This is a genomic window from Micromonospora sp. WMMD714 (assembly GCF_029581315.1).
In the GTDB taxonomy this organism is placed as follows: Bacteria; Actinomycetota; Actinomycetes; order Mycobacteriales; family Micromonosporaceae; genus Micromonospora; species Micromonospora rifamycinica.
The window spans coordinates 4,864,218-4,877,135 of sequence record NZ_CP120744.1 but is presented as its reverse complement, the minus strand read 5'-3'; the positions used below and the strand labels follow the sequence as shown (position 1 = coordinate 4,877,135).

The following is a 12,918-nucleotide window of genomic DNA, read 5'->3' as shown; positions in this document are numbered from 1 at the left end:
ACCGGCTCACTCCTCGCGCTCACTGTGGTCCTTCCGTTCGCGACTGCGAAGCTCGCAACACCGGCTCACTCCTCGCGCTCACCGGCATTCCTCCGCTCGCGACTGCGGGGCTCGCAACACCGGCTCACTCCTCGCGCTCACTGTCGCTCCTCCAGGTCGCCCTCGGTGGCCAGGTAGGTCTCGCGGAGACGGTCCAGGGTGGCGGGGTCGGGTGCGGCCCACAGGCCCCGGTCGGCGGCTTCCAGCAGCCGTTCGGTGATGCCGCGCAGCGCCCACGGGTTCGACCGTTCCAGGAACTCCCGGGTCGGCTCGTCGAACAGGTACGCCTCGGCGAGCTGCTCGTACATCCAGTCGTCGACGACGCCGGCGGTGGCGTCGTAGCCGAACAGGTAGTCCACGGTGGCGGCCAGCTCGAACGCGCCCTTGTAACCGTGCCGGCGCATCGCGGCGATCCACTTCGGGTTGACCACCCGGGCCCGGAACACCCGCCGGGTCTCCTCGCCGAGGGTGCGGGTGCGTACGTCGTGGGGCATCGCCGAGTCGCCCACGTAGGCGGCCGGGGCGGCCCCGGTGAGGTGCCGGACCATCGCCACCATCCCACCGTGGTACTGGAAGTAGTCGTCGGAGTCGACGATGTCGTGCTCGCGGGTGTCCTGGTTCTTGGCCGCCACCGCGATCCGGGCGAAGGAGCGTTCCATGTCGGCCCGTGCCTCCCGCCCGTCCAGGCCCCGGCCGTAGGCGTAGCCGCCCCAGACGGCGTACACCTCGGCGAGGTCGGCGTCGGTACGCCAGTTCCGGGCGTCGATCAGCGGCAGCAGCCCCGCCCCGTACGCCCCCGGCTTGGAGCCGAAGATCCGGGCGGTGGCCCGCCGCTCGTCGCCGTGCGTGGCGAGGTCGGCGGCCACGTGCGCCCGCAGGTAGTTCTCCCCGGCCGGCTCGTCGAGGGCGGCGACCAGCCGGACGGCGTCGTCGAGCAGCGTGACGACGTGCGGGAAGGCGTCCCGGAAGAAGCCGGAGATGCGGACCGTCACGTCGACCCGGGGCCGGCCCAGCTCCGCCGTCGGCACCACCTCGACGCCGGTGACCCGCCGCGACCGGTCGTCCCACACCGGCCGGCAGCCGAGCAGGGCCAGCACCTCGGCGATGTCGTCGCCCTGGGTCCGCATGGCGCTGGTGCCCCAGACGGTCAACCCGACCGACCGGGGGTACTCCCCGGTGTCGGCGCGGTAGCGGGCGAGCAGCGACTCGGCCAGCGCCACCCCGACGTCCCAGGCGTTGCGGCTGGGGATCGCCTTCGGGTCGACGGAGTAGAAGTTGCGGCCGGTGGGGAGCACGTTGACCAGGCCCCGGGTGGGCGACCCGGACGGCCCCGGCGGCACGAACCGGCCGGCGAGCGCACCGAGGGTGTGGGTGATCTCGTCGGTGGTGCGGTCCAGCCGGGGCACCACCTCCCAGGCGGCGAAGCGCAGCACCTCGACGACGTCGGGGCAGCCGTCACCGGTCACCTCGGCGACCACCGCGTCGGCCCGGTCGGCGTCCCACCCGAGGGTCTCCATGCCGAGGACGAGCCGCCGGGCCAGCGCCTCGATCAGGTCCACGGCGTCGGCGGCGGTGACCGCCGGCCCGTCCACGACGTCGGTCAGCGCCGCCGGCACCGCCACCCGCGCCCCGGGCTCGGCGAGCAGCGCCTGCTCGTCCAGGCCGTAGCCGGCGGCGAGGGCCTGCCGCAGGCCGGGCAGGGTGCGGGTGCCGCCCCACACCTGGGGGGCGCGCAGCACGGCCAGGACGAGGTTGACCCGGGCCTCCCCGGTGGGCACCTCGGCCAGGATGTGCAGTCCGTCGCGGATCTGCACGTCCTTGACCTCGCACAGGTAGCCGTCGAGGTGCAGCACGAAGTCGTCGAAGTCGTCGGCGGCGGGCATCGCCTCGGTGTGCAGGTCGTGGTGCAGTTCGGCGGCGCGCACCAGCTCCCAGATCTGGCCCCGGACCACCGGCACCTTCGCCGGGTCGAGCGCCTGCACGGTGGCGTACTCGTCCAGGAGCTGCTCGAGTTTGGCAAGGTCGCCGTAGGTCTCGGCGCGGGCCATCGGGGGCACCAGGTGGTCGACCACGACGGCGTGCGCCCGCCGCTTGGCCTGGGTGCCCTCGCCGGGGTCGTTGACGATGAACGGGTAGACCAGTGGCAGGTCGCCCAGCACGGCGTCGGGGGCGCAGTCGGCGGCCAGGCCGAGGCCCTTGCCGGGCAGCCACTCCAGGGTTCCGTGCTTGCCGAGGTGCACCACCGCGTCCGCGCCGAAGCCGCCGTCGGCGACGGGTGCGGCCAGCCACCGGTACGCGGCCAGGTAGTGGTGGCTGGGGGGCAGGTCGGGGTCGTGGTAGATGGCGATCGGGTTCTCGCCGAAGCCGCGCGGCGGCTGGATGAGCAGGGTGACGTTGCCGAACCGCAGCCCGGCCAGGACGATGTCGCCGCCGTCGGTGTAGAGCTGGCCGGGTGGCTCGCCCCAGTGTTCCCGCATCCGGTCCCGCAGGTCGGCCGGCACCTGGTCGAACCAGCGCCGGTAGGTCTCCCCGGGCACCCGGGCCTCGGCGGCGGACAACTGCTCCGGGGTGAGCCACTCCACGTCGTGGCCACCGGCGGCGATCAGCGCGTGGATCAGCGCGTCGCCGTCGGTGGGCGGTGGCGCGTCGCCGAGGTGGTAGCCGGCGGCGGCGAGGGCGGCGAGCAGCCGGACCGCCGAGGCCGGGGTGTCCAGCCCGACGGCGTTGCCGACCCGGGAGTGTTTCGTCGGGTAGGAGCTGAGCACGATCGCCAGCCGCCGGTCGGCGGGCCGCAGGTGGCGCAGTCGGGCCTGCCGGACGGCGATCCCGGCGACCCGGGCGGCCCGCTCGGCGTCGGCGGCGTAGACCGACAGCCCGTCGGCGTCGATCCGTTTGAACGAGAACGGAACGGTGACGATCCGGCCGTCGAACTCGGGGATGGCCACCTGCATCGCCGCGTCCAGCGGGGAGAGCCCGGCGTCGCTGCCGGCCCACTGCTCACGGGTGCTGGTCAGGCAGAGCGCCTGGATCACCGGCACGTCGAGGGCGGCCAGCGCGCCGACGTCCCAGGCGTCCTCGTCGCCGCCGCCGGAGGCGTCGGCGGCGACCGTCCCCCCGGCGGCGAGGACGGTGACGACGAGGGCGTCGCAGCGGGCGAAGAGGTCCAGCGGTCCGTCACCGGGGGTGAGCCCGCGCAGCGAGCCGCAGAAGATCGGCAGCGGGTCGCCGCCGGCCACGTCGACCGCGTCGGCGAGGGTCTCGACGAAGCCGGTGTTGCCGGCCAGCGCGTGCGCCCGGTAGAAGACGATCCCCACCGTGGGCCGCCCGTCGCCGTCCGATGGTCCCCCGTGCCCGGTGGCCGGGCGGAGGGTGGGGCGGCGGTCGAGGATGCCGTACGGCGGGGTGGGGGTGGGCGGGGCGAAGCCCTCGCCGGTGAGCAGGACCGTGTCGGAGAGGAACCGGGCCAGCTGGGCGAGGTTCTCCGCACCCCCTTCGACCAGGTAGGACAGGGCTTCGGTGGCCACTCCGGAGGGCACCGTCGAGGCCGCCATCAGCTCCGCGTCGGGCACCGCCTCGCCGCCGAGCACGATCGTGGGCACGCCGGAGCCGAGCACCGCGGCGAGGCCGTCCGGCCACGTCTGCCGGCCACCGAGCAGTCGTACGACGGCCAGGTCCACCCCGTCGAGCAGGGTCGGCACGGCGTCCAGCTCGACCCGGGTGGGGTTGGCGAGCCGGTAGTGGGCGGCGCTGGCGCGGGCGGCGAGCAGGTCGGTGTCGGCGGTGGACAGCAGCAGGATGTGCACGTGCGGCTCCGGAGAGTGACGAACGGCTCGACCACGGGGCCGGGCCGGTCGGGGCGGGAGGGACGCCGGTCAGCGGCGACGGGGGTCAGGACCACCCCGCCGGACGGCGGGACGGCCGGACCGGGCGTCAGCGGTGTCCGGCGGGCCGACCGACCCGGCGACGGCCGACGGTGGGAACGGTGCCGGCACGCGGCGGCACACGCTCGGCGATGCTGCGGGGATCACCGGCCGTCATCGGGCCGGTGGCGACGCTGCGCGTCATCGGGTCCTCCTCGGGTGTCCACGCCCTGGGGTTCTCTCCGACGGCCGAAGTATCCTGGCTCCCGGATCGACGCTCACCCCCGGCCTTCCAACCGCACACGCACGGTCGTGACCCACGAGGGGGGATCGCTCCCCGGTGACAGTGGCGGGACCGCGTCGGAATCGCACCGACTTCCTTCACTGCCGTCAGGCCGCGAATGCTGCCACACTCCCCACCCCGGGTCAACGGCGGCAGCCAGCCCGGCGGCGCACCCGGCGCCCCCGTGACGAGGCCGAACAGCACCGACCGCCGCAGCCGTGCCGCTGGCGGCAGGTGGCTACGGCGGTCGGCGGACGCGGCGGTCAGCGGACGCAGCGGTCGGTGGAGGCAGCGCTCAGTGGAGGCAGCGGTCAGCGGACGCAGCGGTCGGTGGAGGCGGCGCTCAGTGGGGGCAGCGGTCAGCGGAAGCGGCGCTCGGGGTGGAGCCGGTTCCAGGCGCGCATCCGCTCCGGATAGCCGATCTTCGCCGCCTCGTAGAGCGGCACCGCGTGCCGGTGGGCCAGCTTCGCCGCCGCCCGCGGGGAGCCGGTACGGCGGCGGATCCACTCCCCGTCGTGCGCGATCGCCACCACTGTGGTGTCGGTCGCGGTGGTCTCGGGTTCCAGGTAGAACTCCACCCCCCGGTGGGTGGTCACGAAGTCCGTCAACGCGGTCAGGTCCTCCCGGGTGGCCTCCCGGTCGAGCCTGGTCGGGATGCTCTCGGCGACCCAGGGCCGCCGGTTGATCCAGCCCATCTGCCCGCTCCTCTCCTCGGCGTCCCTCCAGTGCAGCATCCGTACCTGGTAGGACACTGCGAACTCGGTGACAGTCTGCTGCGAACCCGTCACGACCGGTCGAGGGCGTTCAGGTCGTCGGGGGTGAGCCGCAGCGCGCCGGCGGCGACGTTCTCGACCAGGTGGGCCGGATCCCCGGTGCCGGGGATGGCCAGCACGTGCGGACCCTGGTGCAGGATCCAGGCGAGCCGCACCTGTTGCGGGGTGGCGTGGTGGGCGCGGGCGACGGCGAGGACCGCCGGGGCGTGGTCGGTGCGCGCCCCGCCCTCCCGGTTGGTCCCGGCCAGCGCGAAGTACGGCACGTAGGCGATTCCCCGGGCAGCGCACTCGCGGATCAGGGCGTCCTGGTCACCGCGGTTGTCCAGCGCGTAGTTGTTCTGCACGCAGACCACCGGGGCGATGCCCTGCGCCTCGTCGAGGTGGTCGAGGCGGGCGTTGGACAGGCCCAGGTGCCGGATCAGTCCGGCGTCGCGCATCTCGGCCAGCGCGCCGAAGCGTTCCGCCATCGAGTCCGGTGGCGGGCGCCTGACGATCCGCAGGTTGACCAGGTCGAGGTGGTCGCGGCCCAGGCGACGCAGGTTCTCCTCCACCTGGGCGCGCAGCTGCGCCGGGCCGGCCTCCTCGTGCACGCCGAGGGCCGGGTCGTACCGGATGCCGACCTTGGTGGCGACGACCAGGTGTTCCGGGTACGGGGCGAGCGCGGCGCGGATCAGCTCGGTGGCGTACCGGGCGGGGCCGGTGCCGACCCCCAGCGTGCCACCCGGCGAGACGTAGAAGGCGGCGGTGTCGAGGTGGTCGATCCCCAGGTCGACGGCCTGGCGCAGCAGGCGGACCGCCCGGTCCCGGTCGGGGTTCACGGTGATCCGCATGGTGCCGAACCCCAGTCGGTGCACGGTGCGGTCACCCAGGGTCCAGCGGTCCGCCGCTGCGGCGGTGATCTCGGTCGGCATCCGGCGACCCTAGCCAGCACCGGCCGCCCGGGTGATCGGGCGCGCAGCCGATACCGGTGACGGTCAGTGACTGCTAGCTTTTTACTGTCGGCGCGGTGGGCTTCGGGCCGGCCGGCGGGCGGGTCGCCGGCACCAGGGCCAGCGTCGGGATCAGCAGCACCGGCACCACCAGCAGCGCGTGCAGGATGCCGACCCGGTCACCGAGCAGACCCAGCAGCGGCGGGCTGGCCAGGAACGACGTGTAGCCGATCACCGCGACGACGCTGACCCGGGCCGGCGCCCGGTCCTCCTCGTCGGCGGCGGCGCTCATCCCGACCGGGAAGCCGAGGGACGCGCCGAGCCCCCAGAGGACCACCCCGACGACGGCGAGCGGGCCGGAACCGGCCAGCACCGCCAGCAGCGAGCCGGCGGCGGCGAGCAGGATCGTGCCGATCAGCACCGGCACCCGACCCCAGCGGTCGATGGCCACGGTGCCGGCGGTCCGGCCGATGGTCATACCGGCGACGAAGACCCCGAAGACGGCGGCGCCGGCGGCCTCGCTGACCCCGTAGCCGTCGACGAAGGCGACCGCCAGCCAGTCGTTCGCGCTGCCCTCGGTGAACGCCATCACCAGCACCAGCGCGCCGATGAGCAGGGTGCGCGGTTCCCGCCAGGCCGCGAGCAGGCCGCCGCGACGGGTCGACCCGCCCTCGGCGTGCCCGGCGGGCAGGAACCGGCTGGCGCCGAGCAGGGTGCCGCCGAGCACCAGCGCCGCCAGCACCGCGAGGTGGACGCTGATCGGCACCCCGAGCCGGGCCGCGCCGGCACCGAGGCCCGCGCCGGCCACCGAGCCGAGGCTCCAGGCGGCGTGGAACCGGGGCAGGATGGTGCGACCCAGGCGTTTCTCGACCGCCGCGCCCTCGACGTTCATCGCCACGTCGCAGGTGCCGGAGCCGTAGCCGAGGGCGAACAGGCCGACCGCGACGCCGGGCAGTGACTCGAACGGGCCGGCGGCGAGGCCCACCCCGGCCAGACCGGCCGCGACCAGCACCGTCGAGCCGACCGCGGTGCGGGCCGGGCCGAACCGCTGGGTCACCAGGCCGGCGCTGGTCAGCGCCAGCACCGCGCCGCCGGACATGGCCAGCAGCAGCAGCCCGAGCCGGCCGGCGCTGAGGCCGAGCGCCTCACGGACCGCGGGAACCCGGGCGAACCAGGTGGCCACGGCGAGCCCGTTGAGGGCGAAGACCATGGTGACGCCGTTGCGGGCGGCCAGCACCGCTGCGGGTACGGTGCTGGGGGGCGGGCTGGTTACGCTCACGAGGGTGGGGTCCTTCCAGGTTCGACGTTCCCGCCGTTGATCCCACACCGGATCGGTCACGCCCACAAGCGGTATGCGCTCCTTACCACAGGCGCGTCAGACCGCGGGCAGCCCGAGCGCCTCGTCCACCCGGGCCAACACGGCGGCGTCGTCGTCGGCGCGTACCCCGCGCAGCAGGTCGATGGCGGTGGCCCGGATCTGGCCGACGATCATCGCCAGCGGCAGGCTCTGGCCGGGGGTGAAGAGCCGCCCGGCGGTCCGCACCGCCGCCAGGGCGGCCCGGTCGGCGTCCTCCGCGTGCCGGTCGCCGGCCTCCTCCGCGCCCTCCAGGTCGGCCGCGAGCGCCCGACCGGCCGCCTCGACGGCCCGGGACAGGTCGCGCAGCGCGGCGCCCAGCTCGGGCGGGACGGGAGTGGGCAGCCGGCTGAACGTCACCCCCGCCCTGGCCAGCACCCGGACGTTGCGGACCGCGTAGTCGAGCTGGCCGATGGAGGCGTCCACGCTGCGGAGCCGGCCGATGTGCCGGCGACGGCGGACGTGCAGCCGGACCGCCTCACCGGCGGCGAGGACGGCATCGCGCAGCGGCTCCACGTCGAGCTGCCGGGCCTGCTCCAGGGCGGCCACCGCGGCGGACGCGTCGTGCCGGTCGAGGGCGGCGGCCACCTGCTCCAGCACCGCGGCGAGGTCGTCGAAGGTCCGCCGGAACGCGGCGACCAGCGGGGCGAGCGGCCGGCGCACGTCGACGAGCTGGCTGGCCACCACCGCCACCCCGCCACCGATCAACGCGTCGACGAACCGGAACGGCACCAGCGACTCGGTGACCGGGGAGACCACCACCAGGTAGAGGGCGGAGACGGCGGCCTGCACCACCGAGACGGTGCTCGCCCCGATCGCGACCGCGAGGGCGATGGTGAGCAGGATGACCGTGAAGACCGTCCAGGTGGTACGCGGCCCGAGGGCCTGGACCACCAGGTCGGCGACGAGCACACCGGCAGCCACCCCGAGCACCACCTCGACCGCGCGGCGCACCCGCTGACCCCGCGCCTGACCGAGAACGATCAGGGCGGCGGCCGGGGCGAAGAAGGGCTGCGGGTGGCCGACGATCCGGGTGGCCAGCACCCAGGCCACGGTGGCCGCCAGGGTCGTCTCGACGACCGGCCGCCAGCCGTCGCGCAGCCGGCCGGCGGCGGTCCGCAACCAGCTCCACCGCAGCATGCCGCCTCCTCGGGTCGCCCCTCACGCTACGGCCCGCGCCGGGCGCACCCCGACCCGGCACGGCACTGCTGGCCAGCGCGGGGAGCTGGGCGTCGGCGACGTGGGCCGGGTCAGCGAGCCGTCCGGCCGGCGCGGCGGCCACCGGGCGCCGGTCGACGTGGTGTCAGGGCACGTGCGCGAGGTAGGCGTCGATGGTGGCGGCGAGGATGTCCGGGCCGGGCCGGGACCAGAGCGAGGCCTGGAACACCTCGACCTCGACCGCCCCGGTGTACCCGGCGGCGTCGACCGCCTCGCGCAGCCGGCGCAGCTCCACGCAGCCCTCGCCGGGCAGCGCCCGACCGAGCAGCACCCCCTCCGGCAGCGGGGTCACCCAGTCCGCCACCTGGAACGCGGCGATCCGGTCACCGGCGCGGGCGAGCTGCGCGTACACCGTGTCGTCCCACCACACGTGGTAGGTGTCGACCACCACCCCGACCACCGCCGGGTCGAAGCGTTCAGCGATGTCGAGCGCCTGCCCGAGGGTGGCGATCACGCACCGGTCGGCGCTGAACATCGGGTGCAGCGGCTCGATGGCCAGCCGTACCCCGGCCGCCGCCGCCACGTCGGCGAGCGCGGCGACCGCGTCGGCGACCTGCCGCCGGGCCCCGTCGAGGTCGCGGCTGCCGGCGGGCAGCCCACCGGAGACCAGGACCAGTTCCCGGGTGCCGAGGGTGGCCGCCTCCTCGATGGCCCGCCGGTTCTCGTCCCACCAGTCCGGGGCGGTGAAGAACCCGCCCCGGCACAGTGAGGTGACGGTCAGCCCGGCGGAGCGGACCAGCCGCGCCGCCCGGTCGAGGCCGTACTCCTGGACGGGTTCCCGCCACAGCCCGATGCCGGTCACACCGGCCGCCGCGCAGCCGGCGACCGCCTCCGCCAGCGGCCAGTGCTGCGCGGTGGCCTGGTTGAACGAGAACCGCTCCAGCCCGGGGGCCGGCACCACCCGCCCGACCGGCGTCGCCGCGCCGGCCGTCGGGCCGCCGTCGGGCGGCGCGGGGGCGGTCACTGGGTCACCCCGGCGACCGTGAGGTACGCCCGCGCCCGCGCGGCGGCCAGCTCCGCGTCGGGGAGCAACCCGGCGTCGTCGGCGAGGACGAGCAGCCGGGCCAGGTGCGCCGGGGAGCGGCCGGACTGCTGCCCGGCCAGCATGGTGAAGTGCTCCTGGTGCCCGGCCAGCCAGGCCAGGAACACGATGCCGGTCTTGTAGAACCAGGTGGGCGTGGCGAACAGGTGCCGGGCCAGCGGCAGGGTCGGGGCGAACGCCGCGTCGTAGCGGTCCGGGTCGCCGGCGTCGAGGGCGGCCAGGGCGGTGGCGGCGACCGGGGCGATGGCGGCGAAGACACCGAGCAGCGCGTCGGAGTGGCCCTGCGCGTCCCCCCGGATCAGCTCCGGGTAGTGGAAGTCGTCGCCGGTGTAGAGGCGTACCCCGGCGGGCAGCCGGCGGCGCAGCGCGACCTCCCGGTCGGCGTCGAGCAGGGACACCTTGATCCCGTCGACCCGGCCCTGGTGCTGCTTGATCAGGTGCAGCACCGTCTCGGTGGCCTCGTCGAGGTCGGCCGAGCCCCAGTAGCCGGACAGCGCCGGGTCGAACATGTCGCCGAGCCAGTGCAGCACCACCGGCTGGTCGGCGGCGGTGAGCAGCTCGTCGTACACCCGCAGGTAGTCGTCGGGGCCGGTGGCGGCGGCGGCCAGGTGCCGGCTGCACATCAGCACCGGCCGGGCTCCGGCGGCGCTGACCTCGGCGAGCTGCTCGGCGTAGGCCCGGGTCACCTGGGGCAGCGTCGCCGGCCCGGGTGGGAGCTGGTCGGTGGCGACCCCGGCGACGATCCGGCCGCCGACCGCGCGGGCCTCGGCGGCGCTGCGCCGGATCAGCTCCCGGGTGGCCGGGTGGTCCAGGCCCGCGCCGCGCTGCGCGGTGTCCATCGCCTCGGCCACCCCGAGGCCGTACGACCAGAGGTGGTGCCGGAAGGCGAGCGTGCCCTCCCAGTCGACGGTGGCCGGGGCGCCGGGGACGTTCTCCGCGCGCGGGTCGGCGACGACGTGCGCGGCGGCGTACGCCACCCGGCTGGTGGCCGGGCCGGCGGGCCGGGCGTGGCCGGCGCCCCCGCGCAGCCGGTGGGTGCTGCCGTCGGGCAGCCGGACGGCGGTCACCGGGACAGCTCCGGCACCTCGACCCGGCGGCCCTCGCGGGCCGAGCGCAGGCCCAGTTCGGCGAGTTGCACGCCGCGCGCCCCGGCCAGGAAGTCCCAGCTGAACGGGGCGCCGGTGACGACGTGCCGCAGGAACGCCTCCCACTGGGCCTTGAAGCCGTTGTCGAACTCCTCGTTGTCGGGCACCTCGGTCCACTGTGCCCGGAAGTCCTCGGTGGTCGGCAGGTCCGGGTTCCAGACCGGCATCGGGGTGACCGCCCGGTGCTGCACCCGGCAGCGGCGCAGTCCGGCGACGGCGCTGCCCTCGGTGCCGTCGACGTGGAACTCGACGAGTTCGTCGCGGTGCACCCGGGTGGTCCAGGACGAGTTGAGCGCGGCGACCACCCCGCCGTCGAGCTCGAAGATGCCGTACGCGGCGTCGTCGGCGGTGGCCCGGTAGGGCCGGCCGGCCTCGTCGACCCGCTGCGGCACGTGGGTGGCGGCGACGCAGGTGACCGCCCGGACCGGGGCGAACAACTCCTCCAGCACGTACTGCCAGTGCGGGAACATGTCCATCACGATGCCGCCGCCGTCCTCGGCGCGGTAGTTCCACGACGGCCGCTGGGCGGGCTGCCAGTCGCCCTCGAAGACCCAGTAGCCGAACTCGCCGCGGACGGACAGGATGCGGCCGAAGAAGCCGCCGTCGATGAGCCGCTTGAGCTTGCGCAGCCCGGGCAGGAAGAGTTTGTCCTGCACGACACCGGTGCGGATGCCGGCGGCGTCGGCGGCCCGGGCCAGTTCCAGCGCGGCGGCGCTGGACTCGGCGAGCGGCTTCTCGGTGTAGACGTGCTTGCCGGCCTCGATGGCCTGGCGGATCGCCTTCTCCCGCTGCTGGGTCACCTGGGCGTCGAAGTAGATCTCCGCGTCGTCGCGGGCCAGGGCGGCGGCGAGGTCGGTGGTCCAGTCGGTGAGTCCGTGCCGTTCCGCGACCGCCCGCAGCCGGGTCTCGTCCCGGCCGACCAGGATCGGCTCGGGCCAGATCCGGGTGCCGTCGCCGAGTGCCAGGCCGCCCTGCTCGCGGAGGGCGAGCAGGGAGCGGACCAGGTGCTGGCGGTAGCCCATCCGACCGGTGACGCCGTTGACGATGATGCCGATCGACCTTCGGGTCATGGTCGTTCTTCCCCTTCTGCAACACGTGGGTAAGCGCTTTCCTAGCAGCCTAGGTGGCAGTCCGACCACGGGGCAAGGGTCGGCCCGGACCGTTGCGGTAACCTGTCCGCTACCGCGCGCCCCGGCCCGGGGCCGGACACTTTCGGGGGTGCCCATGGCGACGCTGGCCGATGTCGCCCGCCGGGCCGGGGTCTCCCCCGCCACCGCCTCCCGGGTGATCAACGGCAGCAGCAAGCCGGTCGCCGACCGGCTGCGCGAACGGGTGCTGCGGGCCGTCGCCGAGCTGCGCTACGTCCCCAACGCGCACGCCCAGCTGCTGGCCCGACCGCAGCGCAGCGTGGTCGGCGTGGTGGTGCACGACGTCTCCGACCCCTACTTCGCCGAGCTGACCCGGGGTCTGCAACGGGTCGCCACCGACCACGGCCGGCTGGTCATCATCTGCAACAGCTACCGCGACCCGGAGCGCGAGCTGGAGTACGTCGAGATGCTCCGCGCCCAGCAGGTCGCCGCGATCGTGCTGGCCGGGTCCGGCTACCACGACGCCACCTTCACCGCCCGGCTCGCCGAGAAGCTGGCCGCCTACCAGGCCACCGGCGGCCGGGTCGCGGTGGTCGGCCGGCACGAGCACCCGGGCGACGCGGTGATGCCGGCCAACACCGACGGCGGCCGGCTGCTCGGCGCGGAGCTGCTGCGCCAGGGGCACACCCGGATCGGGGTGGTCGCCGGCCCCCGGGTGCTCACCACCGTCACCGACCGGCTCGACGGGCTGCGCGCCGCGCTCGCCGACGGCGGCCACCCGCTGCCCGAGGAGCGGATCCGGTACGCCGACTTCGACCGCGACGGTGGCGCCCGCGCGGCCGGCGAACTGCTCGACGCCGTCCCCGGGCTGACCGCCCTGGTGGCGTTGAACGACTCGATGGCCGTCGGCGCGCTGACCCTGCTGCGCGCCCGCGACGTCCCGGTCCCCGGACGGGTGTCCGTGGTGGGCTTCGACGACATGCCGGTCGCCGCCGACGTCACCCCGGCGCTGACCACCGTCCGGCTGCCGCTGGTGGAGCTGGGCGCGCGGGCGATGACCCTGGCCCTCGGCCCGGCCACCGACCGGTCCCGGGTGGAGGTGCTGCCGGCCACCCTGGTCGTCCGGGACAGCCTCGGCCCGGCCCCGGCCTGATCCGCGCCGGGGCCACCGCGCAGCGGTCGATCCG

10 protein-coding genes and 1 riboswitch are annotated in these 12,918 nt (G+C 75.3%); of the genes, 1 reads left to right on the top strand and 9 read right to left on the bottom strand.

Annotated elements, in window-relative coordinates; translation table 11 throughout:
* Positions 1-137 precede the first annotated feature (137 nt).
* The 9 genes from cobN to O7625_RS20710 form a co-directional block, all read right to left on the bottom strand.
* Positions 138-3,842, bottom strand: a complete 3,705-nt coding sequence (cobN, locus tag O7625_RS20750; protein WP_282340755.1) for a cobaltochelatase subunit CobN — start codon at positions 3,840-3,842, stop codon at positions 138-140.
* A gap of 127 nt (positions 3,843-3,969) precedes the next feature.
* A complete protein-coding gene (locus tag O7625_RS20745; protein ID WP_282340754.1) occupies positions 3,970-4,104 on the bottom strand; it encodes a hypothetical protein in 135 nt (44 codons plus the stop codon).
* A 47-nt stretch (positions 4,105-4,151) separates the two neighbouring features.
* Positions 4,152-4,281: riboswitch (cobalamin riboswitch) on the bottom strand.
* A gap of 260 nt (positions 4,282-4,541) precedes the next feature.
* The gene (locus O7625_RS20740) at positions 4,542-4,877 is read right to left on the bottom strand and encodes a hypothetical protein (RefSeq protein WP_282347028.1); all 336 of its coding nucleotides are present in this window, start codon (positions 4,875-4,877) and stop codon (positions 4,542-4,544) included.
* Between the two features lie 89 nt (positions 4,878-4,966).
* Positions 4,967-5,866: an aldo/keto reductase gene (locus tag O7625_RS20735; RefSeq protein WP_282340753.1), complete on the bottom strand. Its 900-nt coding sequence runs from the start codon at positions 5,864-5,866 to the stop codon at positions 4,967-4,969.
* Between the two features lie 73 nt (positions 5,867-5,939).
* Positions 5,940-7,163 (bottom strand): MFS transporter, encoded by a 1,224-nt coding sequence (locus O7625_RS20730; protein WP_282340752.1) that lies wholly within the window; start codon positions 7,161-7,163, stop codon positions 5,940-5,942.
* Between the two features lie 96 nt (positions 7,164-7,259).
* A complete protein-coding gene (locus tag O7625_RS20725) occupies positions 7,260-8,378 on the bottom strand; it encodes an FUSC family protein (protein ID WP_282340750.1) in 1,119 nt (372 codons plus the stop codon).
* Between the two features lie 163 nt (positions 8,379-8,541).
* Positions 8,542-9,339, bottom strand: a complete 798-nt coding sequence (locus O7625_RS20720; RefSeq protein WP_282347026.1) for a sugar phosphate isomerase/epimerase family protein — start codon at positions 9,337-9,339, stop codon at positions 8,542-8,544.
* Positions 9,340-9,416: 77 nt separating this feature from the next.
* Positions 9,417-10,526 carry a dihydrodipicolinate synthase family protein gene (locus O7625_RS20715; protein WP_282347025.1) on the bottom strand — a complete coding sequence of 370 codons (1,110 nt, stop codon included), beginning with the start codon at positions 10,524-10,526 and terminating at the stop codon, positions 9,417-9,419.
* 35 nt (positions 10,527-10,561) lie between these two features.
* Positions 10,562-11,713 (bottom strand): Gfo/Idh/MocA family oxidoreductase, encoded by a 1,152-nt coding sequence (locus O7625_RS20710; protein ID WP_282340748.1) that lies wholly within the window; start codon positions 11,711-11,713, stop codon positions 10,562-10,564.
* A gap of 154 nt (positions 11,714-11,867) precedes the next feature.
* Here O7625_RS20710 and O7625_RS20705 point away from each other — a divergent pair, with 154 nt between their 5' ends.
* Entirely contained in the window at positions 11,868-12,884 is a 1,017-nt protein-coding gene (locus O7625_RS20705) for a LacI family DNA-binding transcriptional regulator (RefSeq protein WP_282347024.1), read from the top strand.
* The last annotated feature ends 34 nt before the right edge of the window (positions 12,885-12,918 follow it).

Bases quoted from the DNA above. Each gene is read 5' to 3' on its own strand.
- O7625_RS20745 (WP_282340754.1), bottom strand. From the start codon at position 4,104: ATGACGCGCAGCGTCGCCACCGGCCCGATGACGGCCGGTGATCCCCGC.
- O7625_RS20740 (WP_282347028.1), bottom strand. From the start codon at position 4,877: ATGGGCTGGATCAACCGGCGGCCCTGGGTCGCCGAGAGCATCCCGACC.
- O7625_RS20705 (WP_282347024.1), top strand. From the start codon at position 11,868: ATGGCGACGCTGGCCGATGTCGCCCGCCGGGCCGGGGTCTCCCCCGCC.
- O7625_RS20735 (WP_282340753.1), bottom strand. From the start codon at position 5,866: ATGCCGACCGAGATCACCGCCGCAGCGGCGGACCGCTGGACCCTGGGT.
- O7625_RS20710 (WP_282340748.1), bottom strand. From the start codon at position 11,713: ATGACCCGAAGGTCGATCGGCATCATCGTCAACGGCGTCACCGGTCGG.
- O7625_RS20725 (WP_282340750.1), bottom strand. From the start codon at position 8,378: ATGCTGCGGTGGAGCTGGTTGCGGACCGCCGCCGGCCGGCTGCGCGAC.